The 25,352-nt window shown below is 44.3% G+C and carries 27 protein-coding genes; 15 read left to right on the plus strand and 12 right to left on the minus strand.

All coding sequences use genetic code 11. From position 1 onward, the window contains the following. Positions 1–70: 70 nt before the first annotated feature. The 11 genes from AC07M6_RS22030 to AC07M6_RS22080 are packed head-to-tail and all read left to right on the plus strand — an operon-like array spanning position 71 to position 7,220. Positions 71–1,132, plus strand: a complete 1,062-nt coding sequence (locus AC07M6_RS22030; protein ID WP_494893222.1) for a COX15/CtaA family protein — start codon at positions 71–73, stop codon at positions 1,130–1,132. Continuing rightward, positions 1,129–1,992 (plus strand): heme o synthase, encoded by an 864-nt coding sequence (gene cyoE / locus AC07M6_RS22035; protein WP_494893223.1) that lies wholly within the window; start codon positions 1,129–1,131, stop codon positions 1,990–1,992. The genes AC07M6_RS22030 and cyoE overlap by 4 nt, the downstream gene beginning before the upstream one ends. Next, on the plus strand, positions 1,989–2,573 hold the full coding sequence (locus AC07M6_RS22040) for a cytochrome c oxidase subunit 3 (protein ID WP_494893225.1): 585 nt from the start codon (positions 1,989–1,991) through the stop codon (positions 2,571–2,573). The genes cyoE and AC07M6_RS22040 overlap by 4 nt, the downstream gene beginning before the upstream one ends. Before the next feature lie 21 nt (positions 2,574–2,594). Next, complete coding sequence (locus AC07M6_RS22045) at positions 2,595–3,311, plus strand: cytochrome c oxidase subunit 3 (protein ID WP_494893227.1); 717 nt, start codon at positions 2,595–2,597, stop codon at positions 3,309–3,311. A gap of 22 nt (positions 3,312–3,333) precedes the next feature. After that, positions 3,334–3,678, plus strand: coding sequence for a cytochrome C oxidase subunit IV family protein (locus AC07M6_RS22050; protein ID WP_494893229.1), 345 nt, complete (start codon positions 3,334–3,336; stop codon positions 3,676–3,678). Further along, positions 3,678–4,370: an SCO family protein gene (locus AC07M6_RS22055; RefSeq protein WP_494893231.1), complete on the plus strand. Its 693-nt coding sequence runs from the start codon at positions 3,678–3,680 to the stop codon at positions 4,368–4,370. Before AC07M6_RS22050 ends, AC07M6_RS22055 begins: the two co-directional genes overlap by 1 nt. Before the next feature lie 7 nt (positions 4,371–4,377). Continuing rightward, positions 4,378–4,950 (plus strand): DUF420 domain-containing protein, encoded by a 573-nt coding sequence (locus tag AC07M6_RS22060; protein WP_494893233.1) that lies wholly within the window; start codon positions 4,378–4,380, stop codon positions 4,948–4,950. A 23-nt stretch (positions 4,951–4,973) separates the two neighbouring features. Continuing rightward, positions 4,974–5,249 (plus strand): hypothetical protein, encoded by a 276-nt coding sequence (locus tag AC07M6_RS22065; RefSeq protein WP_494893235.1) that lies wholly within the window; start codon positions 4,974–4,976, stop codon positions 5,247–5,249. Between the two features lie 37 nt (positions 5,250–5,286). Further along, complete coding sequence (locus tag AC07M6_RS22070) at positions 5,287–5,712, plus strand: DUF983 domain-containing protein (RefSeq protein ID WP_494893237.1); 426 nt, start codon at positions 5,287–5,289, stop codon at positions 5,710–5,712. Next, positions 5,690–6,352, plus strand: coding sequence for a DUF2461 domain-containing protein (locus AC07M6_RS22075; protein WP_494893239.1), 663 nt, complete (start codon positions 5,690–5,692; stop codon positions 6,350–6,352). Before AC07M6_RS22070 ends, AC07M6_RS22075 begins: the two co-directional genes overlap by 23 nt. Before the next feature lie 19 nt (positions 6,353–6,371). Continuing rightward, positions 6,372–7,220 carry an OmpA/MotB family protein gene (locus AC07M6_RS22080; protein WP_494893241.1) on the plus strand — a complete coding sequence of 283 codons (849 nt, stop codon included), beginning with the start codon at positions 6,372–6,374 and terminating at the stop codon, positions 7,218–7,220. 132 nt (positions 7,221–7,352) lie between these two features. On the opposite strand, the gene rfbC is transcribed toward AC07M6_RS22080, so the two are convergent. From rfbC to AC07M6_RS22095, 3 genes are read right to left on the minus strand one after another with little or no spacing between them, the layout of a single operon-like run. Beyond that, positions 7,353–7,901: a dTDP-4-dehydrorhamnose 3,5-epimerase gene (gene rfbC, locus AC07M6_RS22085; RefSeq protein ID WP_494893243.1), complete on the minus strand. Its 549-nt coding sequence runs from the start codon at positions 7,899–7,901 to the stop codon at positions 7,353–7,355. Continuing rightward, the gene (locus tag AC07M6_RS22090; protein WP_494893245.1) at positions 7,898–8,206 is read right to left on the minus strand and encodes a DUF4286 family protein; all 309 of its coding nucleotides are present in this window, start codon (positions 8,204–8,206) and stop codon (positions 7,898–7,900) included. Before AC07M6_RS22090 ends, rfbC begins: the two co-directional genes overlap by 4 nt. An 18-nt stretch (positions 8,207–8,224) precedes the next feature. Then, positions 8,225–10,039, minus strand: a complete 1,815-nt coding sequence (locus tag AC07M6_RS22095; protein ID WP_494893247.1) for a tetratricopeptide repeat protein — start codon at positions 10,037–10,039, stop codon at positions 8,225–8,227. A gap of 147 nt (positions 10,040–10,186) precedes the next feature. Here AC07M6_RS22095 and AC07M6_RS22100 point away from each other — a divergent pair, with 147 nt between their 5' ends. The 3 genes from AC07M6_RS22100 to AC07M6_RS22110 all read left to right on the plus strand — a co-directional run bounded on the left by AC07M6_RS22100 (position 10,187) and on the right by AC07M6_RS22110 (position 14,528). Then, positions 10,187–12,088: a S9 family peptidase gene (locus tag AC07M6_RS22100; RefSeq protein WP_494893249.1), complete on the plus strand. Its 1,902-nt coding sequence runs from the start codon at positions 10,187–10,189 to the stop codon at positions 12,086–12,088. Between the two features lie 11 nt (positions 12,089–12,099). Continuing rightward, positions 12,100–13,743 carry a sensor histidine kinase gene (locus AC07M6_RS22105; protein ID WP_494893251.1) on the plus strand — a complete coding sequence of 548 codons (1,644 nt, stop codon included), beginning with the start codon at positions 12,100–12,102 and terminating at the stop codon, positions 13,741–13,743. Positions 13,744–13,841: 98 nt separating this feature from the next. Beyond that, positions 13,842–14,528, plus strand: coding sequence for a response regulator transcription factor (locus tag AC07M6_RS22110; RefSeq protein WP_494893253.1), 687 nt, complete (start codon positions 13,842–13,844; stop codon positions 14,526–14,528). A gap of 423 nt (positions 14,529–14,951) precedes the next feature. Here the strand turns inward: AC07M6_RS22110 and AC07M6_RS22115 are convergent, their stop codons facing one another. The 6 genes from AC07M6_RS22115 to AC07M6_RS22140 form a co-directional block, all read right to left on the minus strand. Further along, positions 14,952–15,569 carry a class I SAM-dependent methyltransferase gene (locus AC07M6_RS22115; protein WP_494893255.1) on the minus strand — a complete coding sequence of 206 codons (618 nt, stop codon included), beginning with the start codon at positions 15,567–15,569 and terminating at the stop codon, positions 14,952–14,954. A gap of 1 nt (position 15,570) precedes the next feature. Next, positions 15,571–16,452 carry a UbiA family prenyltransferase gene (locus AC07M6_RS22120; protein ID WP_494893257.1) on the minus strand — a complete coding sequence of 294 codons (882 nt, stop codon included), beginning with the start codon at positions 16,450–16,452 and terminating at the stop codon, positions 15,571–15,573. Between the two features lie 26 nt (positions 16,453–16,478). Then, a complete protein-coding gene (locus tag AC07M6_RS22125; protein ID WP_494893259.1) occupies positions 16,479–17,771 on the minus strand; it encodes a metallophosphoesterase in 1,293 nt (430 codons plus the stop codon). A gap of 34 nt (positions 17,772–17,805) precedes the next feature. Further along, the gene (locus tag AC07M6_RS22130) at positions 17,806–19,308 is read right to left on the minus strand and encodes a sigma 54-interacting transcriptional regulator (protein WP_494893261.1); all 1,503 of its coding nucleotides are present in this window, start codon (positions 19,306–19,308) and stop codon (positions 17,806–17,808) included. Between the two features lie 221 nt (positions 19,309–19,529). Then, positions 19,530–20,627, minus strand: a complete 1,098-nt coding sequence (locus tag AC07M6_RS22135) for a vWA domain-containing protein (RefSeq protein ID WP_494893263.1) — start codon at positions 20,625–20,627, stop codon at positions 19,530–19,532. Between the two features lie 384 nt (positions 20,628–21,011). Beyond that, positions 21,012–21,881: a carbohydrate kinase family protein gene (locus AC07M6_RS22140; RefSeq protein WP_494893265.1), complete on the minus strand. Its 870-nt coding sequence runs from the start codon at positions 21,879–21,881 to the stop codon at positions 21,012–21,014. Positions 21,882–21,921: 40 nt separating this feature from the next. Here AC07M6_RS22140 and AC07M6_RS22145 point away from each other — a divergent pair, with 40 nt between their 5' ends. Beyond that, entirely contained in the window at positions 21,922–22,341 is a 420-nt protein-coding gene (locus AC07M6_RS22145) for a YybH family protein (RefSeq protein WP_494893267.1), read from the plus strand. Positions 22,342–22,544: 203 nt separating this feature from the next. Here AC07M6_RS22145 and AC07M6_RS22150 read toward each other — a convergent pair whose 3' ends face one another. From AC07M6_RS22150 to AC07M6_RS22160, 3 genes are all read right to left on the minus strand, one after another. Further along, positions 22,545–23,426 carry a cupin-like domain-containing protein gene (locus AC07M6_RS22150; RefSeq protein WP_494893269.1) on the minus strand — a complete coding sequence of 294 codons (882 nt, stop codon included), beginning with the start codon at positions 23,424–23,426 and terminating at the stop codon, positions 22,545–22,547. A 223-nt stretch (positions 23,427–23,649) separates the two neighbouring features. Then, complete coding sequence (locus tag AC07M6_RS22155) at positions 23,650–24,522, minus strand: cupin-like domain-containing protein (protein WP_494893271.1); 873 nt, start codon at positions 24,520–24,522, stop codon at positions 23,650–23,652. Between the two features lie 141 nt (positions 24,523–24,663). After that, positions 24,664–25,212, minus strand: coding sequence for a fasciclin domain-containing protein (locus AC07M6_RS22160; protein ID WP_494893273.1), 549 nt, complete (start codon positions 25,210–25,212; stop codon positions 24,664–24,666). Positions 25,213–25,352: the final 140 nt, after the last annotated feature.

Consider the following 25,352-nt stretch of genomic DNA (forward strand, 5'->3'; position numbering starts at 1 on the left):
TCTTAAGTCATGGGTCTTAAGTCAGAAGTTGCTTACTTAGAACTTCTGACTTAAGACTTAGTACTTTAACATGAATATATCAGCAGCAAAAAAGAGATTCCAGTTATTTAACCTTACTGCAATTGTTTTGCTATTTATTTTGATATTAGCCGGCGGCGTAGTGCGCAGCACAGGGTCGGGGATGGGTTGCCCCGATTGGCCTAAGTGCTTTGGGGGATACATCCCGCCAACAAATGCCTCGCAATTACCGGCCGATTATAAGCAGAAATATGTTGACGGCCGTTTAGCCAAAAATCAGCGCTTTGCCAAAACTTTAGATCTGTTTGGCTATAGCGATCTGGCTACCCGCATCCGCGAAGACAAATCTATCCTTGTACCCGAAGACTTTAACGCCGGTAAAACCTGGACAGAATACATTAACCGCTTAATTGGCGCTATCTCCGGACTGTTTTTATTGCTCACAGCTATTTACTCGTTCAGCTATAAAGGGGTGAATAACTGGATAATAGTGGCCAGCGTAGCTAATTTAATTGCTGTGGGCTTTCAGGGTTGGCTGGGCTCTATCGTAGTATCTACCAACCTGGTAGCCTGGATAGTAACTGTACACATGCTGCTGGCGCTGGTGATACTGGCATTAGCTATTTATGGTTATCATGCCGCTAAAGTGAACGGACGGCCAAAAATGGCCATAAAGGGTTTCATATTACTGATAACTGTGCTGGTGCTTTTACTCAGCGTTATACAGATCACGTTGGGTACATCCGTAAGGGAAAAAATAGATGAGGTATCGGCACATCTGCAAGGAGGCTACCGGCAGGATTGGGTATCCAAGGCCGGCGATATATTTAACCATCACCGCGATTTGGCTGTGGCCGTATTTGTTTTAAATGTGATGTTGTATGGGCTGGTGCGTAAAAGCTACAGCCGCCACTCAATCCATCAGCAAATAATGAGTTTTACATTTTTAATGATCATGCTGCAAATAGGCACGGGGATAACGCTATCGTACTTCGCCTTGCCGCCTTATGCGCAGGCATTACATATTTTATTGGCCAGCCTGGTATTTGGCACGCAGTTTTATTTGCTGCTCAATTTATCACGGTCGGCTAACAGCAGGGGGGCATTGGCATGACGTTGGGCGATTTTTCAAAACTGATCAAATTCCGGTTAACGTTCCTGGTGGTGTTTTCCGCGTCCATATCGTTCCTTATTGGCAGTAAGGCCAACGGCATTATTATCTGGGGCGATTGGGTGAAACTGATCATCGGCGGTTTCCTGGTAACATCGGCAGCCAACTGCTTTAACGAGATTATAGAGAAAGACCTGGATAAGCTGATGAAGCGCACAATGGACCGCCCAATGCCTGCCGGACGAATGACCACAGGGCAGGGACTGGTTTTAGGTTTGGGTATGGGCATAGCCGGTACTTACCTGTTAGGCGGCCTGAATTTGTTGACAGGCTTGCTTTCGGTGTTCTCTATCCTGCTGTATGCCTTTGCTTATACGCCGTTAAAACGCAAATCGCCCATCGCGGTGTTTGTGGGTGCTATACCCGGCGCGCTGCCACCGCTTATTGGTTATGTGGCCGCCCATGGTAAAATAGATGATATAGCTTTAATACTATTTGGGATACAGTTTGTATGGCAGTTCCCGCATTTTTGGGCTATTGCCTGGGTGCTGGATGATGATTATAAGCTGGCCGGCTTCCGCTTACTGCCTACCGGGCAGCGCGATAAAGCCAGTGCTGCAATTACATTTTTATTTACCGTGATACTGGTGCCGGTAAGTTTACTGCCAACTATTTATGGTTATGGTGGTTATTATGTGGGCGGTGTATCATTGGTGTGCAGCCTTATATTTTTATACCAGGGATTTGTACTTTTGCGCACCTGCGAAATTAAATCGGCCCGGCAGCTGATGTTCGGTTCGTTTTTTTATTTGCCGGTAGTACAGTTAATGTTTTTGTTTGATTTTATTGGCAAAGTGAAATGATGGCTCAGATACAGCAAGATAATGACAGGATAAACCTGGGCGCCAAAAAGTTTAACATGTGGATTTTTGTATTCTGCTCGTTTATGCTTTTTGCGGCTTTTAGCAGTGGTTTTATAGTTTACTCGGGCGGGAAAGGCCATGGGTTAAATGTAATATTGCCCAACTCGTTTAAATATAGCACCATTGTATTGGTGATTAGCAGTATTACCTTGTTCCTGGCATCCAGGGCAGCCAAAAAGCTGGAAGCAGGCAAGCAACAATTGTTTTTGTGGCTCACCATTGCCTTAGGCATCGCGTTTTTTGCATTGCAGGTATACGGCTGGTATGTACTGGCCTACAAAATGCAGGTTTTTTTAACCGATCCTAATGCATCGCGTTCTTTTGTTTATGTGATCACCTTTATGCATTTACTGCACATTATTGGCGGCCTGGTATGGATGGCCGCGGCGCTGGGCGGTAGTATTAAGGGGATACCACAGGTTAAGAATTTATTCCGTATGGAAATGACATCTATTTTTTGGCATTTTCTCGATATTATATGGATTTATCTCTATGTTTTTTTACTTTTGAACCAAATTTAAACATCTCTTATTTTAGTACAGATGAGTACAACAACATCACCAATTGACGAAGTAAAGACCACACCATGGGCCGGGGGCCGATCGCCATTCTCGATAGAGTATGGTAAACTAATGATGTGGTTCTTCCTGCTTTCGGATGCGTTTACATTTTCAACCTTACTGATCTCTTATGGTGCCCTGCGTTTCAGCTCACCAAGCTGGCCTGCACCCGATCTGGTATTCCAGTCTGTACCGTTCCTATATGAACACGGCAAGCCATTGGTTTTCGTAGGTATCATGACCTTTATACTTATTTTGAGTTCGGTTACTATGGTACTGGCTGTTGAGGCTGGTCATCGTAATTCTAAAAAAGAAGTTGTTTGGTGGATGATAGCTACCGTTATTGGTGGTTTTATGTTTTTAGGCTGCCAGGCATTAGAGTGGACTCACTTACACGAAGAAGGCTTTTGGTGGGGCCATATACCTAATATGGAAGAGTTAAAAACACTGTTTCATAAAGGTTCACCTGTCAATGCAGTTTATACACAGCAATTTGCTAACCTCTTTTTTACCATTACAGGTTTCCACGGTTTCCACGTATTTAGTGGGGTGATCATCAATATTGTTATTACTATTAACGTATTGTTAGGCACCTACCAAAAACGAGGCAGTTACCTGATGATTGAAAAGGTTGGTTTATACTGGCACTTTGTAGACCTGGTTTGGGTATTTGTATTTACATTCTTCTATTTAGTATAAAGCCATTTTTAAAGATATTATTATGTCAGAATTATCACACGATATACACGCCGAAGGCGGCGATCACGAAGGAATGACCAGGGGTAAGATAGTAAAGATATTCTTATACTTATTGATCATCACAGTTATTGAATTTATCATAGCGCTTTGGTTAGTGCCGGCTGAGTATATACCTGCACATTGGGCTAACCCGATATACATTGTACTTACGCTGCTTAAAGCATTTTTAATTGTAGCTTACTTTATGCACTTAAAGTTTGAGCGGTTAGCACTGATCTATACTATTATTGTGCCTATCCTGTTTATCATCGGTTTAATCCTGGTATTGACCAACGAAAGTCATCACTGGATTGACGTAAGGGGATAATGAGTAAGGTAAAAAAGATTATTGTCCTGGTACTGATATTAGCGGTACCGGGATTTTTATATTATTTACTAACCAGTCAGGGTAAAAACAGGTACAAACCACTGGCTTTTTTTGGCCCTAAGCCGTTATCCGGCACCTACCATACCGTTAAGGGTAAAAAGATCCCGGATACCCTTTATCACCAGGCTGCAGGCTTTAATTTGAAGGATCAGGAGGGGAATGCCGTTAACTATCAAACGCTAAAGGGCCAGATACTGGTAATCAGTTTTTTTTATATCCATTGCCCCAACGTGTGCGATAAACTGAACGCCCACATGGATAGCCTGGCCAACTACTATACCAAAAATAAGATGGTCACCCTACTATCCATTACGGTTGACCCCGAACGGGATAATGCCGCTGTTTTAAAAGGCTATGCGGCAAAATACAAGCAGCCTTTAACCAAGTGGAAGTTTTTAACAGGCGACACCACCGAAATCTATTCATTTGCGCGTAAAGGGTTGTTGGTAGATGCCCTGCAAAGCGGGAAGGATGATTTTATATACAGCAGTAAGCTGATATTGCTTGACCCGGCGCACCATATCAGGGGTTATTACGATGGCACATCGGTTACCGAGTTGGAGCGCCTGGCTAACGAGCTGAAGGTGCAGATATCCGAAGAATTGCGGAAGAAAGATAAACCGCTTTATTAATAGTACAATGACAGATAAATTTATATTTCGTTTCGTAGCCGGTATATCCGTGTTTGTGTTTTTAGTAGTGCTGATCCTGAACAGGAAAGTGATACCGCCGCCGGCACATTTACCATCGTTTACCTACTTTTTGCCCAAGTTGAATGCCATATTGAATGGTACCTGTAGCGTATTGCTGGTATGTTCGCTGTTTTTTATCACCCGTAAACAAATCACCATTCATAAGTGGCTGAACATTACGGCTTTTTGCCTGTCGTCCTTGTTCCTGGTTTCTTACATCCTGTTCCACTACATGGCCCCCGAAACTATCTTTGGCGACCTGAGCGGCGATGGCGTAATTGATGCGACAGAAAAAGCGGCTATTGGCAACGTGCGTACCATTTACCTGGTAATACTGATATCGCATATTATACTGGCCGCGGGTGTTTTACCGTTAATATTATTGAGCTTTTACCGCGGCCTGCAAATGCAGGTAGAAAAGCATCGTAAACTGGTAAGGTGGGCGTTCCCGATATGGTTATATGTAACCATAACCGGCGTGATAGTTTATCTAATGATATCGCCATATTACCATTTCTAATTTAATAATAGGTAAATTTGTATATGAAGTTTGTGAAGTTGATATTGCTTGTTTTTGCTTTTGGTTTGATGTTTTGCAGCGTTAAAACCGCTAATGCCCAATGCGCCATGTGTTCGACTATGGTAGAGACAAATAACAAAAGCGGCGCGGCAACTACCAAAGGGTTAAACAACGGTGTACTGTTTTTATTAGCGGCCCCTTACCTGGCTGTTGGGATAGCAGGTTATATATGGTATAAAAAATATCGCCGTAAAAATGTGAACCTGCAAATCCGTAACGAAAAACTACATCTGAATTAATTGCACCAATCATGCTTTTCCCTGATTTTAAAAAAGCATGAAAACCAATAACATAATGGCCGAAACACCCAAACTATGGGCCATGCTGCATGGCAAATGCCCGCGATGCCGCCGGGGCGATATGTTTATAGGCGCTATGTATGGCTGGGGCACCAACAGCATGCGCGAGCAATGCCCGCGTTGTAACCTTACCTTCGAGATTGAGCCGGGCTATTTTTATGCCGCTATGTATGTAAGCTACGCCATGAATGTATCTCAGTTGGTTACCCTGGCAGTAGCTACTTATTTAATAACCGGTAATATGACATCGCCGTGGTTATATTTGAGTGTGATTTTAACCGGCTGCCTTTTGCTGGCGCCCTTTAATTACCGATATTCGCGTATATTGATGCTGTACTGGTTATCGCCAAAAATACATTATCAGCCACATTTAGATACCGATGATAGCCCAAAAAACGCTTGATTTTATAGATCTGCTGAAGCAAAACAATAACCGCGAGTGGTTCCTGGAGCATAAGGAACTTTACCAGGCGGCTTATGATAACATACTGCAATTCACGGCCGAAGTACTGAAGGAACTCAGTAAGATAGATCCATTGGTTGATGCCCATACCGACCCTAAAAAGTGCGTGATGCGCATTTACCGCGATATCCGTTTCAGTAAAGACAAAACGCCTTACAAACATTGGATAGGGATCCATAAACTAAGTCAGGGTAAATACGCGGGCGGCATTGGCTATTACCTGCATATCGAACCCGGCCACTCATTTGTTGGCGGCGGTTACTGGATGCCGGAGGGCGAACATGTAAAAATGATACGGCAGGAGATTGATTATAACGCTGCCGATTTTAAAGCCATTGTTGACGCACCTAATTTCAAAAAGATCTTTGGCGAATTCAGAAAACAGGAGCAGTTGAAAACCATCCCGAACGGCTATGATACGGATAACGAAAACATCGACCTGCTGAAACTGAAAAGCTTTGCCGCCGTTCACCAACTAAAAGATGCTGAATTAAAACAAAAAGATATTGCAATTACTATAGCCAACGTTTTTAAAGAACTATACCCGCTGCTTGGCTTTTTGCAACATGCTATTATTTAAACCAATAACCCACATAATCATGAAAATGAAGTATTTTCTGTTCATCCTAATTGCCTGCGCGGCTTTACAGTCGTGCGTAGTGTTATCGCCAAAAAAGTATAAGGCCTTGCTGGCCGAACGCGACTCGCTATCATCACGTACCATGAGCCTGGAGGCCGAGCGCACCAAGCTGCAAAGCGATACTGCCCGCCTGCATCACGAGATTGCCGATCTGAAGAAAGCTTATAACGACCTGAACGATAATTATACTGCCGCCAATAAAAATATCGACGCGCTGAATAGCAAGTATAACGCTACCTCATCAAAAGTTACCCAGCTCTCCGGCGATCTGGCCAGGCGGGAAGCCCGGTTAAAGGAAGTGGAAGACATTTTGCGTAAACGCGATGAAGCAACCAATGCGCTGAAAGAGAAACTACAGAAAGCATTGCTTGGTTTTACCCAAAACGGTTTATCGGTTGATATCCGTAACGGCAAGGTATACGTATCACTTACCGATAAGCTATTATTCCCCTCGGGTAGTATTGTGATAGACGACAAGGGTAAACAAGCCTTAAAACAGCTGGCAGCCGTGTTAAACAAGGAACCAGATATCAATATGGCGGTAGAAGGGCATACCGATAACAAAAAAGTAAAAAACCTGGGACAAATCAAAGACAACTGGGATTTAAGCGTACTGCGCGCCACATCGGTTACCCGTTATTTAACCGAAGTTGAAAATATTGATCCGCACCGCTTAACCGCTACCGGGAAAAGCGAGTTTCAGCCAATTGATGCCGGTAACACGCCCGAATCTTTAGCTAAGAACAGGCGGATAGAAATTGTGCTTTCGCCAAAATTGGATGAACTGTATAATTTGATAACCAAATAAGGGCGCGTGGTTATTTAACCACAAAGCGCACAAAGTTTTTTCACAAAGGTCATAAAGCTATTCTTCGTATTAGCCTTTGTGACCTTTGTGTTTCTATTTTATCTTAGTGTACTTTGTGGTTAATTTTCAAATTTAAAACGGGCTTACAAAATCCTTAAAGGCAGGTAATACCTCATCTTTAGGGGATATAATGGCGTCACGCTCATCAATGCCCCAGCCTATGGCCAGGGTAGGGTCGTTCCATATCACACCAATTTCTGATGCTTTGTCATAACCATTAGTTACTTTATAAGTAAAGATGGTATCATCTTCCAGGGTTACAAAGCCATGCAAAAAACCGGGTGGTACCCAAAACTGCACATGGTTATCGCCGCTTAATTCAATGCTTACATGCTGGCCAAAGGTAGGGGAGTTTTTGCGGATATCTACCGCTACATCCATTACACGCCCCTGTATAACGCGTACCAGTTTGCCCTGTGCAAATGGATCGGCTTGCCCGTGTAAGCCACGCAACGCGCCTTTTTGCGAGAACGACTGGTTATCCTGCACAAAGTTGTCAGTAATGCCAGCTGCGGCATATTTTTGCTGGTTATAGCTCTCGTAAAAATAACCACGGTCATCCGGGAATATGCGTGGTTCAATAATCAGCAATCCTTCAATTGCGGTGGTAGTTACTTTCATTTTTCGTCAATAGCTTGCATTAGAGTATTAAACAGCACAAAACGGTTTTCAAACTTCTGGTTATGTAAGTGATGAAAATGGGGTAAGTGTTGTTGATGGAAAAAATCGTATTTCTCCCGTGTATCTGTCAAAAACTGTACGCAATAAGTTACGCCCTCGTTAGGCGATTCCAGCACAGTTAGTATTTTATAGGAATTGAACCAGCCCAGTTTCATAATGGCCGGTATTTGTACGGTTTGCATCCAGTTAAGCCATTCATGCCTGATAGCTTCTTCCATTACGTACGTTTCGTTATAAATGATCATTGGGCAAAAATAGAAATTTTATGATTGCCCGTTCATTTTATCGCCTCTTAAAATCCTGAAGCGTTTACGGGCTTCGTTAATAAACAAACTGCCCGGATAGTCGGTTATTATTTTTTGGTAATAAGCTTTGGCCTTTTCGGGGTCGTGCAGGTGGTTTTCGTAAATATCACCCAGCATAAAAACGGCGTCATCGGCCCACAGGTCAAACTTATGATCGTCGGCAATTTTTTGCAGCAGGGGCGCTGCCATCGCATATTCCTTTTGTTGGATAAATATGCGGGCTTTAGCCATCAGGATATCATCGGCCAAAGCATTATTGGGAAACTTTTTATCAATACTGTCCAGCGCCATTATGGCCTTATCCGGCTGTTCTTTAAAGATCCACATATCGGCACGGGCGTATATTTTTAATGCGGCCCCGGTGCTATCCTCTTCTAAATTATCCTTAATTAATAACGACAGATTAAGCGCGTCATTAGCTATCAATTGGGTGGTTGCCGCTTTTAATATATCCAACTGGCCTTTTGCCCAGGTAAAATCGCCGGTGTAATAGGCCAGTTTAGCGTTGCGCAGTTTAGCATCCTGGGTAATGGATACATCATTAGTGCTGCTCCTTTCAACCTGGCTATAAAGCAGGGTAGCTTCCCAAGGCTGGTTATTCATTACATAAACATCACCCAGGTCAAGCTTGCACGCTGCCATCATGTTACTGTTTAAGTTAGGGATCTTGATGATCTCTTCCAGCAGTTTCTGAGCATCGTTTAACTTATGCAGTTTAAAAGCCTGCAGGCGGGCCAGCTTTTGCATGGCAAAAGCGGTGCCGTTGTTGCGGCCAAATTCGGTCAGCAGGTCAAAATAATCTTTTTCCAACCCAAGCAAATCGGCTTCGGTGTATTTACCTGCCGTAATCTTCAGGTTTTTGGTGTTAATGAGTTCTACCTTGGCGGCAACATACATCTGCTGGTCTTTACCGCTCTTGTTCACCAGGTACTCGTAACCACGGATGGCCTCGTCATAAGCTTCATTGGTAACCAGGGTTTGGCACAGTTCAAAAATGCTGCTGCCGTCATCATTACGGCGGCGGCTAAGGGCCAGTGCCTGGTTAAGCGCCTGTTCAAAATCTTTTTGCTGCATATACTGCCACGTCAGCAAATCGGCGTAGATCACCTGCTGCGGCGCGGCCTGTATACGTTTAAGCAGTTCGGCTTTTAACAGATCATAATCAGCCGGACCCTGGAATAAAGCCGCCATGGTGTTTTCGGCAGAGTTAAGGTATCCGGGGTTTAGCGGCAGAAAGTTTAAGTACTCGTTGATCAGGGGGACCTTGTCGCGTTTAAAACGGTACAGGCTGATGAGCTCAAGGGTAAAACCCTGCTCGTTTTTTAATGCTTTACGCCCCTGCTGAAATATGCGGATGGCCACATCGGTATTCTCCGACTGGTAAAACTGGGTAGCCAGGTTTACAATGCTGTTATAATCGGCCGGGAGATTTTTAAGCAGATCGCTATAAACATTCTCGGCTTTGTCTTTATGACCCTGTTCGCGGTAAACACGGCCCAATGCTATTGCGTATTGAAAATCGGCCGGGTGCTTTTTGATCATTTTTTTGGTGATGCTTTCGGCATCATCCAGCTTTTTTGAGATGAGCAGGCTGTTTAAATAGTTTGGGAAATAGGTATCATTATCTTGCTTATAAAGCCGCTGGTAAATTTCAAGCGCCTTTTGCTCTTCGCCATTGGCGCTGAATTGCTGGGCAAGCTGCACATCGGTGCTTTGTGCAAATAGCCCTGTGCTTAAGATTAGCAGTAAAAAAAGAATTTTAACACATTTCATCCAAATCAAAAATAATCATTAAAAGCCATTATTTATGTGACGGGGCCTATAATTTATGTAACGAAATAAACGGGTAAAATTGTAGTGACAGTTTGTTTGCATTAAACTATTTATCTAATTTGACCTGATTAATAAAGAGAGGGCCAAGTGTATAATCTATTTAAGCGTAAAACTTTCGCGATTGTTATTTTACTGGTATTTACCTTACAGGCCTGCAATAAGCCACAGGTGAGGGAAATACCTGTGCGCGACTTTTTTAAGACCCCCGAAAAAAGTATATTTAAGATATCGCCCGACGGGAAATACATATCATACCTTAAACCCTACAAAAAAAAGCAGAATATTTTTGTACAGGATATTGCTACCGGGCTGGAGCGCAGGGTAACCTCTTTTGAAGATTATTCGATACGCCGAGATTATGCCTGGACCTACAACGATCAACTGGTGTTTTCGCAGGACCTGAACTCGTTTAAGCAGTTTAAAATGTGCGCGCTTGACCTGGCCACCATGAAGATACGGACCTTACTGGCGCAGGATAAAGCCAGTATGCAGCTGATCATGACCAAAAACAGGCAGCAGCCCGATGTGATCACGATTAGTATGAATAAGCGCGATTCGGCCAATTTTGATATTTACCGGCTGAATATACGTACATCCGAATTGAAGCCCTATTTAATTAACCCCGGCAATATTACCGAGTGGTTCCCTGATGCGGACGGCAAAATACGCCTGGCAAAGGTATCAGACGGGGTAGACGAAACGATACTATACCGTCCAACAGATGACGCCCCGTTTAAACCGATCATCAAAAATAATTTCAGAAACTCGGTAGAGCCGGCTATGTTTACCGGCGAAAAGAATTATTTCTACGCTTTATCAAATGTGGGCAGGGATAAAAGCGCCCTTGTAGAGATCAACGCAAATAACGGTAAGGAAGAAAAAGTGGTTTACGCCAGCGATGCCGCTGATATATCGGATGTTGGGTTTTCCAAATATTCGCACAAGCTGGAATCCGTATCATGGGAGGATGCCAAAAAACAAACCCATTTTCTGGATAAAAAAATTGAGCGGATATACAGGGAGCTTGACGGACAGCTTAAAGGAAACAAGATTAAGATCATTGACAGGGACAGTGCCGAAAGGAAATTTATTATCAGCACCTATACCGACCGCGACCCCGGATCATACTACCTGTACGAACCAGAGGTTAAAAAGCTGACTAAAATTGGGGAAACCAACCCGGCTATTACCCCTAACGAACTGTGCGCTATGCAACCCATATCGTTTAAAGCAAGCGACAGTACGCAAATAAACGGGTATTTAACTATGCCGCAGGGTAAAAGTAAAACCAATTTACCGGTGGTGGTTTTGCCGCATGGCGGCCCCTGGCGCCGTGATAGCTGGGGATACAGCAGCGAGGTGCAGTTTTTGGCTAACCGTGGTTATGCGGTATTCCAGGTTAACTACCGGGGCTCAACCGGGTATGGTAAGGCTTTCCATAGCGCCGGCTTTAAGCAGGTAGGGGGCAAAATGCAGCAGGACATTACAGATGGCGTTAAATGGCTGATAGCACGCAAAATAGCTAATCCTAAAAAAATAGCGATTATGGGTGGCGGCTTTGGCGGCTTTTCGGCGCTTTACGGCATATCTAACCATCCCGAACTATACAATTGCGCCGTTGTACAATCAGGACTGATTAACTTTTTTAACTATATTAAAGATGTACCGCCGTTTTTAAAGGCACTATTAAAAATGCGGTACGAAATGGTGGGCAACCCCGAAACCGATGCCGACCAGTTTAGGGCCATATCGCCGGTTTTCCATACCGATAAGATAAAGCTGCCCCTGTTGATCTTCCAGGGTGGCCGGGACCCTCATGCCAATATCAGCGAATTAAACCAGTTTGTGCGCGAACTGCAAAAGCGTAAAGTGCCCGTTACTTTTATATATAAAGAGAACGAGCGTAACTTTTTTTCCGAAGAAAGCAGGATGTTGATGTATGCCGAGATAGAAAAGTTCCTGGATAATAATATGCGGGTTAAACCGTAGGTTTGCTGGGTATGCAGGTTACCAATAATGTTTACCGGAAAAACTTATTACTGATCAGCGCTTTCCTGGTCATGATATCGGTAACACTTGTTATAGCCTTGATCATTACCTATAATTTCACCACAAAATCCATACAAAACGAATTTTATTCCGAAAAAAACGATATCCTGGAGCAAACCACCAAGCCCTATTTCGATTTTTTTAATAATAAGATTCCTGAGATAACCTCCTATACCGGTTTCCTGGATTCGGCCTCGGCCGCGCAATATGCAGCTACCGTTTTTAACGATTACCCCTTTGTGCAAAAGATCATTTTTTATGATATCGCTATCGGCAATCAGTCAAAGCGGCATATTAAAGGTAAACTGGATATAGCGCCTAAAGCTATTTATCAGTACACGCAGAACGATGGTATACTAACCAGTTTAAAAAAACCGCGCCTGGCCGAGGAAAGCGATTTTAAACCTATGGTAGATAAGCTAAGTACCTATATAGCATTGGCCGATACCATACGCGGGCCAAGCGAAGACGAAAAGTTTAAAACATTTTACGATGTTAAGCCCGATAAGATCAGCTATATGAATGTGCCGCGCCCGGCAGAAATAAAAACTTATCGCGAGCTGCAAAAGAACGGGCAACCACCTGCTTTTTCGGGGCAGGATATGATGACCTTCTTTCTTGATCCCTACCAGTTGGATATTAGGAATACCCATAAGGAATTGTACAGCGATGTTTCGGTACAGCCGGTTGTGTACGATCCGCTGAATAATGATAACGATAAACTTTTTACCGATGCCGCTTTCCCGGGCGCATTTGCCGATTATAAGCTTTATTTTAAATCGGATAAAAACTATTTAAATAACGAGATAAGGAGGCGGTTTTTACCGCTGGCCGGCATCGTTTTTTTGATCTATATTTTCCTGGTGGTGATAGGCTGGCTGATCTATCGTAATTTAAGCATCAACATTAAGCTGTTTAAACTGCAGTACGATTTTATTAACAACTTTACACACGAATTTAAAACGCCGGTGAGCGTCATAAAAATTGCCGGATCGAACCTGCGCAGCGATACCGAACTAACCGAAAGACAACGCAGGCACTACGGTAAAATACTGGACGAAGAGGCCGATAAGCTGAACGATTTGATGAATAAACTGCTCTCGTTTACGCAGATAGAGAACCGGTCGATAAAAATAAAGGTAGAAGAAATAGATATACAGGAGTTTATTATGAGTTATGTGGATACCTTTAGCCTGAAGTATCCCGACCTGAAGCTGACCTATAAAATTGGCAAAGGGATCAAAACTTTTTTTACCGATCCGGTGCTGCTGGGCAGTATATTTCAAAACCTGATAGAGAATGCCTACAAGTATTCGCACCCGGATAAAAAGGAAGTTTTAATAACCATTTTGTTAGAGAAGCGAAATGTTGTATTTTCATTTGCTGATAAGGGGATAGGGATCCCTAAAAGCGAAATCACTAACGTGTTTAAAAAGTTTTACCGCATAGAAAATAAGTATAATCAGAACGGTAGCGTAGGCCTTGGTTTGGCGTTTTGCAAAGAACTGGTTAATTTTATGGACGGACAGATTGCTGTTAAAAGCAAGGTAAATGAAGGATCGGAGTTTATTGTAACGCTCCCTTATGAAAATTAAAAGGAGATTTGAGATGTTAGATATGAGATTTGAGACAGCGCCCAATTATGCCAGTCTTCACTCATATCTCAAATCTCATGTCTCAAATCTAAACAAAGATGAGTAAAGAAATAAAAATTGCCCTGGTTGAAGATGATGAAAACCTTCGTTTCCTGGTAGCCGAACGTTTACAAACTGAAGGATATAAAGTTTTTGAAGCCGCTGATGGTGATGAGGCTGAAAAAATGATTATAACCGAACAGCCGGATATTGTTTTATTAGACTGGATGCTGCCCGGCAAACAAGGATCGGAAGTGTGCGCCAGCATCAGGGAGCAAGGCTTTGATAAGCTGATTATTATGATGACGGCCAAAGCGCAGGATATTGATAAGATAGAGGCCTATAACTTTGGCGTATCCGACTATATTACCAAGCCATATAATATGGATGTGCTGGTGGCGCTGATTGATAACAAGATCAAATTCTCGTTGAATAACGATAAGTCCGAATCGTACAAGTTTGCCAATATGGAGCACCAGCCCAATACCCATATCCTGATAAAGGATGGTAAAAAGGTAGAGCTGACCATCCTGGAAAACCGGATCCTGCTGTACTTCCTCAAAAACAAAAACAAGGTGATTAACCGCGAAGAATTGATGATGGAAGTATGGGGCTATAACGCCGATGTAAATACCCGCACGCTGGATATGCATATTGTGCGCCTTCGCAAAAAGATAGAGGATAACCCCGATTCGCCAAAGTACCTGCAAACCGTGAGGGGGATTGGGTATAAGTTTGCGCTGTAGGTATTAAACCCATGTCATTGCGAGCGATAGCGCGGCAATCTCGTAGCTGTGTGCTGCATTATGATTGGCGGTCTGCTCAAGGCCGCAGGGGTATATTACTTTTTTCTTGAAAAAAAAGTAACAAAAATTCAAGACAGCAAAAATGCTTCCTTTGCCGCACGTGGCCTTTGCCCTGCAAACCGGGCAGAACCACGGCTACGCTTATTTGCCCCGCTTGCGCACGCACCTGTCCCTGCTTCTGCAAAACGCTGATGCCCTCCACCTCCACAGGCCAACACGTTCTGCCCGTTTTCGCCCGGAAGCTTCTTTGCTGTCGGAAAACTAAAAAACAAACACGTCATGGGTAGGTACGAAGCAATCGCACAGCCAAAAAGCGATTATATATAGTTCGCGATTGCTTCGTACCTCGCAATGACAAGCTGATTATTTCCTATACACCGTAGCTGCAATAAACTCCCCAAAAAAAGTTCGCTCATCCTGTGTTTGATATCCGCCGAGGTTAAACCGTTGTTTGATCGATGGCAAATCCACGTTCTCCACGCAGCCTATCATCCTGAAAAAAAGGTACATGCTTTTTAATAGCGGCTTTTGCCACCATTTGCCGGTTAATTGAAAATCAATATTAATCCACATACCGGATGGGTCTAAGAGGCTATCCAGACACTTAAACACAGCGTTAAAAATATCAGGCGGCAAGCTATCCAACAGGAACGGCGTGAACACTACATCATAGCCCGGCTGCAGTCCGGCTGCTTCAACCGGCGCATTTATGTAGATGACGGTATTACCACCTGCATTTCTTTTTTTAGCGCGTGCCATCATCTTTTCAGACAATTCCACATAAGTAATGTGCAAACCGGATGAGTGTATTTTGCCCATCTCTTCCAATATCCAACCCGTACCCCCGCCGGCTATTAATATTGTTGAATGAGCAGGGATAAGATGCAGGAAGGCGGTTTGTGCTTTAATTAAAGCCCGGCCATATACTATCCGCGAAAGGCGGTCGTAAAACCAGGCGGCATTATCGTAGTTTGATGGCAACTTATTTTAATATCAGGTTAAATATAACCAGTGTAATGTATTGAAGGATCAGCACGCCATCCATATAAAAGAAATAGTAATACTCATTCTTTTCCCATTTCGATTTGAAAATAAGCCAGCCGGTTAATAAAGCTGTAGTTGTCAGCGCCCAAAAATCGATAGAGAAACCGTTGTTTTGAAAGATGAACAGCAGTATAACATACCCCGCCAATAATACCTGGCAAAACAGGTAGGCATTTTTTTCGCCCCAGGCAACGGGTATGGTTTTAAGACCGGTCTTTTTATCGTGAAACAGGTCGCGGATATCAAAAGGGACGGTTAAGGCACCAATAAAGAGGAAACGCTTAGCTACTAAAATAGTAGTATCGCGCATGTTAATAGTGGTTTGGTGCATGTCCTGCGCTTCCAGCACGGGCAGCATTACGCAGCTTAAAGTCCACACCAGGGTGATGAGGAACGGCTTTAAACCCGGTACATGGCGCAGGCCAAATTTATGATCGCCAATGCTGAATATCGGCATGCTGTAACCCACACACAACACGGCCAAAAATATAAGCAGCAAGCGCGACTCGATAGATATCAACAGGAACAGCGGAATGAGTAATAATATGGAAACAATAGTAAACGTAACCATTAACCGGTGATGGGCATAAAACCAGCGCACCCTGGCAAAGGGCGATTTTAACGGCTGCTTAGGCTTACCCACCAGTACGCTAAAGTTATATTCGACCAAGGTGGCGGTAAACAGTATCCCCAATACCGAGTAAACAGGTTTCGAGCCGATCAAATGAAAAGTAACCAATGCCTGCGCTACGCCGCACAATGCCATAAAAACATTGCTGAAGAGTATAAAATCAAGAACTGGTTTAAACAGTTTTTTCATTTAAGGCACATGCAATAAGCCGCTATTTAAGCTGTTGGGTTTTTTAACAAAGGGTCGGTAGCGGATTTAAGTGTAAATATCGTAATCTCCGGCAATATTCCAATTCGGCCGGGATAACCAATATATCCAAAACCTACGTTTACATAAATCTGCTGCTGGCCTTCACGGTAAAGCCCGGCCCATTCCTGGTATAAATATTCAATAGGGCTCCATTGAAAGCCATCAGCGCGAACGCCAAATTGCATACCATGCGTATGCCCGGCAAAAACAGCATCTATCTGCGGGTATTTAGGCAGCACCTCTGCACGCCAGTGAGATGGATCATGCGATAGCAGGAGTTTTACAGGCAGGTCATCTGTGTTTTTTACGGCCAGGTCCATGCGGCCGTATTTTGGGAAACGGCTTAGCTTACCCCAGTTTTCAATACCTAAAATGCCAATTTCTTCGCCGTCAACTTTCAGCCGGCGGTTTTCATTCAGCAGTAGGTCCCAGCCATAGTTTTTATGAACGGTTAGCATATCCGCGCGGTTTTTTTGGCGGGGGATACCCGTAAGATGGGCATAATCACCATAATCATGATTACCCAGACTGGAAAACACGCCTAAGGGCGCTTTTACTTTTTCAAAGCAATCATACACCCATTTAATTTCTGATGTTTGATTGTTGACCAGGTCGCCGGTAAAAAATATCATGTCGGGCTTCTCGTTCATTAGCATTTCTACCCCGCCGCGGATAGCTACCCTGTCGCGCTGATGAAAGCTGCCCGAATGGATATCTGAGATCTGCCCCAGCTTTAACCCGTCAAACTGTTTGGGGAGGTTGGGTAAATACAGGTTAACCCGTTTAATGCGGTAATCAAACAAACCCATGCGGGTGATAACCCCCGTGCCTAATGATATGATGGGGATAGAAGTAGCCATGATACCCGCCTTCATTAAAAAAGCCGAGCGGCTGATGGGCAGGGGTGCTGTTTCCGGGTCACTGTTATTTTGCGGGGCAACAGGTTTTTTCCTTTTTAAAAATAAGATCAGCCTGCGTATATCATCAATGATCATGAACGGCAAAAAGCACAATTTGGCAGTTTGGCATACAAAAAAGAACATCATAAAAGCCGCTCTGAAACCTACCCCCAGGTTAACATATACGCAAAGCAGCAGGCCGGTAACCATGCTTACGCAAAATATCCAGTAAAAAATGGTAAACTCTTTCCGCTGGATAGTTTTCCGTATGGCAAACGCCGCGCGCAGCCCATGCAGTAAATAGGCATCTATTAATAAAAGTACGCAGGCAATAAATACGGTAAAAGCGAAACTATGCATTCAATATATTGAAAAGCGTTATTTATTGGATGAACTAATAACGATCATCATTCAAATCCAGATCGTCGTCATCATCAGGCTGCAAGTTAAATAAGCTGTCGAACATATCCGAAAACGCGAAGCCGTTATCCAGGAAACCTTTATTCAGTTGCGAAAATTCGGCCAGGCCATGCAGTATAAATTCCATCAGCAGCAGTTGCTGGTTCTCGCTCAACTTAGGATGGAAGGTTTTTACCAGATCCTTTAACCCACTAACCGAATTTAATGCGTTTTTATATTCCTGCATGGGCAGGCCGTCAATCAGCGACAAATTATTGGCATCGCTAAACCAGGCAATAACACCGGCGTAAGGGTTGGCTTTCTTTGTTTTTTTAGCCTTCTCCGGGTCGGGGAAGTATTGCAGCATCAGGGTTTTAATAGCTTTGCCTACCAGGATATTAGCCACTTTGGCCGGGCCTTCCAGCTCGCCCTCGTAAACCAGTTCTATTTTACCGGTAATAGCCGGGATAACACCTAAAAAGTCGGAGATCCGCACAAATGTATTTTTCTCCGCATTAATGATCATCCGGCGTTCGGCATTGCTGATCAAATTCTCGTAGGCTGATATGGTTAAACGCGCCGATACGCCCGATTTTTTATCGATATATTCGGAGTTACGCGCTTCAAAAGCAATCTGCTCTATCAAATCCTTAACCAAACCATCCGCCTCCACATTTTTTCGTTGATCGGCTGATAATGACGCCTCCTGCTGAGTGATCTTACGGGAGATCTCTACCGAACGCGGGTAGTGGGTTAATATCTGGCTTTCTATACGGTCTTTTAACGGCGTAACGATAGAGCCGCGATTGGTATAATCCTCGGGGTTAGCCGTAAACACAAACTGGATATCCAGCGGTAAACGCAGTTTAAACCCGCGGATCTGGATATCCTTTTCCTGCAGGATATTGAACAGCGATACCTGGATGCGGGCTTGTAAGTCGGGCAATTCGTTGATCACAAATATACCGCGGTGCGCGCGCGGGATCAGGCCAAAGTGCAGCACCCGCTCATCCGAATAGGTGAGCTTTAAGGTAGCCGCCTTTATCGGGTCTACATCGCCGATCAGATCGGCAACGGTAACATCCGGCGTAGCCAGCTTTTCGGTATAACGCTCGCTGCGGTGGATCCAGGCAACAGGGGTAGCATCGCCATGTACTTCTACCTGGTGATGGCCGTACCATGAGATAGGCGCCAGCGGATCATCATACAATTCCGATCCTTCTATATAAGGCACATATTCATCCAGCAGGTTTACCAGCAGGCGGGCAATACGTGTTTTTGCCTGCCCGCGTAAGCCTAACAGCAGGATATTATGACGCGACAGGATAGCCGTTTGCAGATCGGGGATAACGGTATCCTCGTAACCTACAATGCCCTCAAAACCACCCTCGTGCTTTTGCAACTGGATGATCAGGTTCTCGCGCAGCTCGTCCTTAACCGAGCGGCTTTTATAGCCCGATTGCTTTAATTCGCCTAATGTTTTTATGTTTTTCGTCATTGTCATTCCTTTGATTTCACCGATTACTTTTGATTTCACCGATTATTATTTTGATTTGTCATGCTGAGGTACGAAGCATCTCTCGTTAGCATTTCGTAAATGCAATGGCGGTAGATTCTTCACTCCGTTCAGAATGACAAATCATTTTTAATATACTTCATTTGCATATCTGCATATTCGCACATCTGCACATTAACACCCCCTTCAGGGGGCCGGGGGGCTTACCTAACCGTCTTCCTCCGGTTTCTTGCGTAATCCTCAAATATGTATTCACCTAAGTTATTTAGCGAGCTGTAGAACGCCTTGCCACCGTTGGTCTCGGTAAACTTGCGGACAAACTGCTGCAGGTAAGGGTCTTTAGCTATCATAAACGTAGTGATGGGTATTTTTAAGCGTTTGCATTGCGCGGCCATGTTCAGGGTTTTGTTGACCACTTTACGGTCGAGCCCAATGCTGTTTTTATAATACTTGGTGCCTTCTTTTAAGCAGGTAGGCTTACCATCGGTAATCATAAATATCTGCTTGTTATGCGTTTTACGGCGGCGCAGCAGGTCGGTAGCCAGTTCAAGCCCGGCATAAGTATTGGTGTGGTAGGGGCCAACCTGCAAATAAGGCAGGTCCTGCAAGGTGATAGGCCAGGCATCGTTACCGAAAACCACAATATCTAAAGTATCCTTAGGATACTTGGTGCGGATCAGCTCGGCCAGCGCCATGGCTACTTTTTTGGCGGGGGTAATGCGGTCTTCGCCATACAGGATCATTGAGTGCGATATATCGATCATCAGCACAGTAGAGGTAAGGGTTTTAAAATCCATTTCCTCTACTTCCAGGTCCTTTTCGGTCATCATAAAATCGCCGATACCGTGGTTTACCTGTGCGTTATGGATAGATTGGGTCATATCTATCTGATCCAGGCTATCGCCAAATTCAAACTCGCGCCGTTCCGAATTGCGCTCATCGCCCTGTCCTGATTGCGGCGAACGGTGGTTACCACGGCCTGATTTTTTCAGCTTGCCGAAAATCTCCTCAAGTGCCGATTGGCGGATGCTTTGCTCCGTTTTAGCTGTAATACTGAAATTGCCGCTTTGATTATCCTCGTTCAGGTAACCTTTTTGCTTCAGTTCGTCAATAAAATCACCCATGCCATATTCGTCATTGGTGAGGTTGTATTGCTTGTCCAGCTCGTTCATCCAGGCCAAAGCTTCGCCCGCATCGCCGGCCGTATAGTTCAGCAATTCTAAAAATAACTTTAATAATTCATCAAATCCGCCTTTTTGAACCTGACGTGGGGTAAATTTTGAAAAACCGTAACCGCGCATAATTGCCCTTTCTGTTATAAAGGAACGGATATTTTTGCTGAAAAGTTTACTGTAATAAAGGGAAAAGTATAATTGTTAGGCAGGGATGACAAATAATTAGAAAGTGCGGAAGTCAGAAAGACCGAAAGTCCGGAAGTAAGCGTTTATAAGTGCTTTTAGTTTTAACCTTTCTGCTTTTAGCTCAATTAGAAAACGAACGTTCAGCATTTCATAGCATCTGCAGCCCCGTTTTCCCCTGCAAGTCCTCACTGCGCTACGCTGCGTTCCGGGCTTTACGGTACAACCGGGTTTAGTTAATAAAGGCAATGCACAAAACCAGATAATAGAATGACTCAATGACCCAATGACTCAATGATGCGCAGCGAAATGATGCAAAGCAAATGACTATGACACCAGCAAGCCTTTGGGGTAAACCGGGTTGGCCCCGCGCTGTGTAGTTACATAAGCGCTGATCTTGCAGGCGCGTTCCAGTATTTGCGGCACAGGTTCCGAAGCCAGCATACCGGCAATAAAAGTAGCCAGGAACGAGTCGCCCGCGCCAACGGTATCTACCGTTGCTACCTTACAGCCCGTGTGCTCATAAAATTGCTCATCGTGCCAAATCATGGCGCCTTCGGCACCGCGGGTAATAATAATGGTATGGTTATGATAAGTTTTTTGAAACTCAATGATCTTTTGCTGCAGTTTTTTACCGCTGCTGCGGCCAATCAGTAAAGTGGCCTCTTCTTCATTCATTTTAATAACGTCGGCCCTTGCAGCCAGTAAGCCTATAGTTGCCAGTTCAAAATGCGGGGCGCGCAGGTTTACATCAAATATTTTGGTGGCTGTGCTTTCTTCAAGCAAAGTGCGCAGCGTATTACGGGTAGCGGTTGCGCGGTTGGCCAAACTGCCAAATACAATCACGGGTGCCTGCGCGGCTGCTGCAATCAAATTGTCATCGGCCTGGATATTATCCCACGAAACGGGTTGTGGAATTATATAAGTAGCCTGCTTGTTAGCATCTAACTGCACGGTCACCTCGCAGGTGGGCAGTTGCGCGTCTTCCTGTATCAGGTTTGAATAAAGGCCTTTATCCTTTAACGCCAATATCAGCTCCCTGCCCGACCGGTCGGCGCCTACACGGCTGGCAAATTGTGCCTTTATACCTTGCTGTACCAGGTGGCTGGCCACGTTCATTGGAGCGCCACCGGCGGTTTTCTCGTAACCAAAGGTATCCCACAAAACTTCGCCGAAGCATAAAACCTGTTTTTTCATAGACGATGTAAAGCTAAAGGTTTTTGGTTAATTTAGTGTTATGAAAAAATACTGCTATATATGTCTGATGATGTTGTTTAGCCTTATCGTAAAGGCGCAGGATAAGCAAGCGATATTAAAAGTATTGGAAGTACAGCGCCTGGCCTGGAACCAGGGGAATATCGAAGCTTATATGCAAGGCTACTGGCACTCAGACTCGCTGATGTTTGTAGGGAAGAACGGCCCGCAATACGGCTGGCAAAAAACCTTTGATAACTACAAAAAATCATACCCCGACAAAGCCGCCATGGGCGAATTAACTTTTGATATTATTAAAGTGAACCTGCTGGATAAAACCAACGCCTTTGTGCTTGGCGCCTGGCATTTAAAACGCGAAAAAGACGCGCCCGGCGGTTACTTCACCTTATGGTTTAAAAAAATAAAAGGGGTGTGGATGATTGTGGCTGATCATTCCAGTTGATTATGCTGCGCTGTCATTATGCTGCGCGTCATTGAGTCATTACGCTTCGCGTCATTATGCTACGCGTCATTGAGTCATTACGCTGCGCTGTCATTGAGTCATTAAATAGTTAGTAAAAAAAATGCCGCAGGCATTTTGACCCAATGACCCAATGACCCAATGACCCAATGACCCAATGACCCAATGACCCAATGACCCAATGACTAAACCGGCTTTCCGGCCTTCAACGCCTTTCCGGCTCTTTTAATGGCTACCCGTTCGCGGTATGCGGCATACTTGCCTTTGAACGTCATTTTTAATAAGCTATCCAGGCCGCCTTTGGTAGCCAGGTTATACAAGCTGGCAGCCTTGCGGGTAATAGAAGCATCCCAGGCGCGAAGGCTGAGCGAATAGGAGCCATCGATATACTTCATCCAATGCCAGTAGCCGGTGGGCATAAACAGGGTATCGCCGTGTTCCAGAAAAACTTCCTGGCCTTCTACTCCTTCAAGGGCCGGGAAACGTTTGGTATCGGGATTTAACACATCGTAATCCTCCAGCGCGTAGGTAGCGTTTGGAAGGCAGTATAAACGGCGTTTCCATTTATTTTCGAACAGGATCACGTGCTTGCGGCCGCCAAAATGGGTATGGAAAATATGCGGCAGATCGATATCGTAATGTAAAAAGGTAACCGAGTTTGATCCGCCGAAGAACATGGCCGGCATACTTTCAATGAAGCCTCCCATTAAATCTTTAGGGATAATTACGTCATTCAGCAATTCGGGCGCCTGCTTAAATATATTGAAGAAAAAGATCCTTAACTCGGTAGGTTGCGAACGGATGAGGTTGATATACTCATCAAAAGGCATCTCTGCCGCTGATGAATTAATGGGTTTTGACGGATCGGCTTTGGAATTATCGTACAGGGGCACTACTTTACTGCCTACCATTTGCTTCAGGTATTCAGGCGTCCATTTTGCGCGTGCAGGCCAGTTGTTGGTCAGCCCTTTTATTACTACCGGGCGCCGTGGTTTCAGGTACCGATCCATAAAATCCTGCGGACTAATGGTATCTACAACATCAACCGGCGTTAATTTAAAACCCATATACAATTAGCTTAATGTTTTAGTGATAAGCAGGCCAAACCCCGTTTATGCGCAACAAAAAGCAAATTAACGAATTTAAACGTTATGGGATATTAAATTAGTGTTAAGATAAGGGAGTTGTAAGTCTCGAGTCTAAAGTCGTAAGTCTTAAGATGTAAGGGGGGGTGAGTCTTAAGATGTAAGTCTTAAGATGTAAGGGGACTTATGACTTGAGACTCAAGACTTACGACTTAGAAATCGCTTTATTAGCCCGTTTCACCGCCAAGCCCTCTTTCCAGCTCATATATTTAACCCGGAAGTTCTTTTTCATAAAATCATCAAACTTGCGCTGCACAGTGAGGTTATACAGACTTTTGACTTTAATACCCCACGATTTATCCCAGGCGCGCAGCGAAATAGAGAACGAACCATCCAGGTATTTCATCCAGTGCCAGTAGCCGGTAGGCATAAACAGGGTATCGCCATGCTCTAAAATAGCTTCCTGCCCCTCAATCCCATTCAATGCGGGGAATTTGTCAAAGTCGGGGTTTTCGATATCATAGTCCTCCAGCGCATAGGTTGCAAAGGGGATACAATACAGACGTTCGCTCCACTTCTGGTCGAACAGGATCACGTGCTTGCGGCCGTTAAAATGGGTATGGAAAATGTGCGCCAGATCGATATCGTAATGTAAAAACGTAACCGAGCTGGCCCCGCCGAAGAACATATTAGGATATTTATCCAGGAACCCGCCCATCAGGTCTTTCGGTGCGCGGTAATCATCCAGTAAACCAGGTGCGTGCTTAATGGGGTCGAACAGGAAAATGCGCAGATCGGTTGGCCGGGTTCGGATCAGGTCGATATAATCCCCAAATTTCATTTCGGATGCTGCCGCGTTAATGGGTTTGGATGGATCGGCTTTGGAGCTGTCGTATAGCGGAACGGTTTGGTCGCCCACTACTTCTTTCAGATATTCAAATGTCCATTTTTGCAGGGCCGGCCAGCTTTCGGTGGCTTTGCGGATCACCAGCGGCTTGCGCGGAATGAGATAATTATTAATAAAATCCGCTTTACTGATATGATCAACCCTGTCAATAGGTGCCAGATTTAAACCCATATTCATCCTAAGTTAACACACAAAAATAGCTGGGAATATAAAATTGTCAAAAGGAGAATATGGTTTTTGATGATTTGCTGACAAACAGAAACCCCGGCGCTTTCGCTGCCGGGGCCCTGTTTCCATAGGTAGATGGATCTTTTATTTAGGCATTAATACCGTATTTACTACGTGTATCACACCATTTTTTTGAAAAACGTCGGCAATGGTGATCCACGATTTTCCTCCTTTTTCGTCAACCAGGTATAGTTTTTTGCCTTCCTGTTTTACCCACAGGCTGCCGCCGGCAACGGTTTTTAGTTCGGTTTTGCCCATGCCGGCTTTTACTTTAGCCATCAGGTCTTCGGCACTTAAGCGGCCGGCTACCACATGGTAAGTTAAAATTTTAGTTAAAGTGGCTTTGTTTTCAGGTTTCAGCAGGGTCGGTACGGTTTCTTTGGGCAGTTTGTCAAAAGCCTCGTTAGTAGGTGCAAAAACGGTGAACGGGCCTTCGCTTTTCAGGGTCTCCACCAGTCCGGCTGCTTTTACAGCCGCTACAAGTGTGGTGTGGTCTTTAGAGTTAACGGCATTGTCTACAATATCCTTTGTTGGATACATAGCCGCGCCGCCAACCATTTTAGTTTGAGCATAAGTTTTAGGGGCAATTACGATAGCTGCTAAAGCAATTGCTGCAATGAATAATTTTTTCATGGTGTATGTTTGTGTATTTGTAGCAACTAACGGAAATGATGAATTGGCGGATTTTAGTCTGTGCGTGTTTTTTATAAAGTATTTATTATCAAATATTTATCATGTAAAAAATCGTATAGCTAATAGTTGTGTGCTATAAA

The sequence above is a fragment of the Mucilaginibacter sp. GW821-FHT07H05 genome (genome assembly GCF_059418485.1).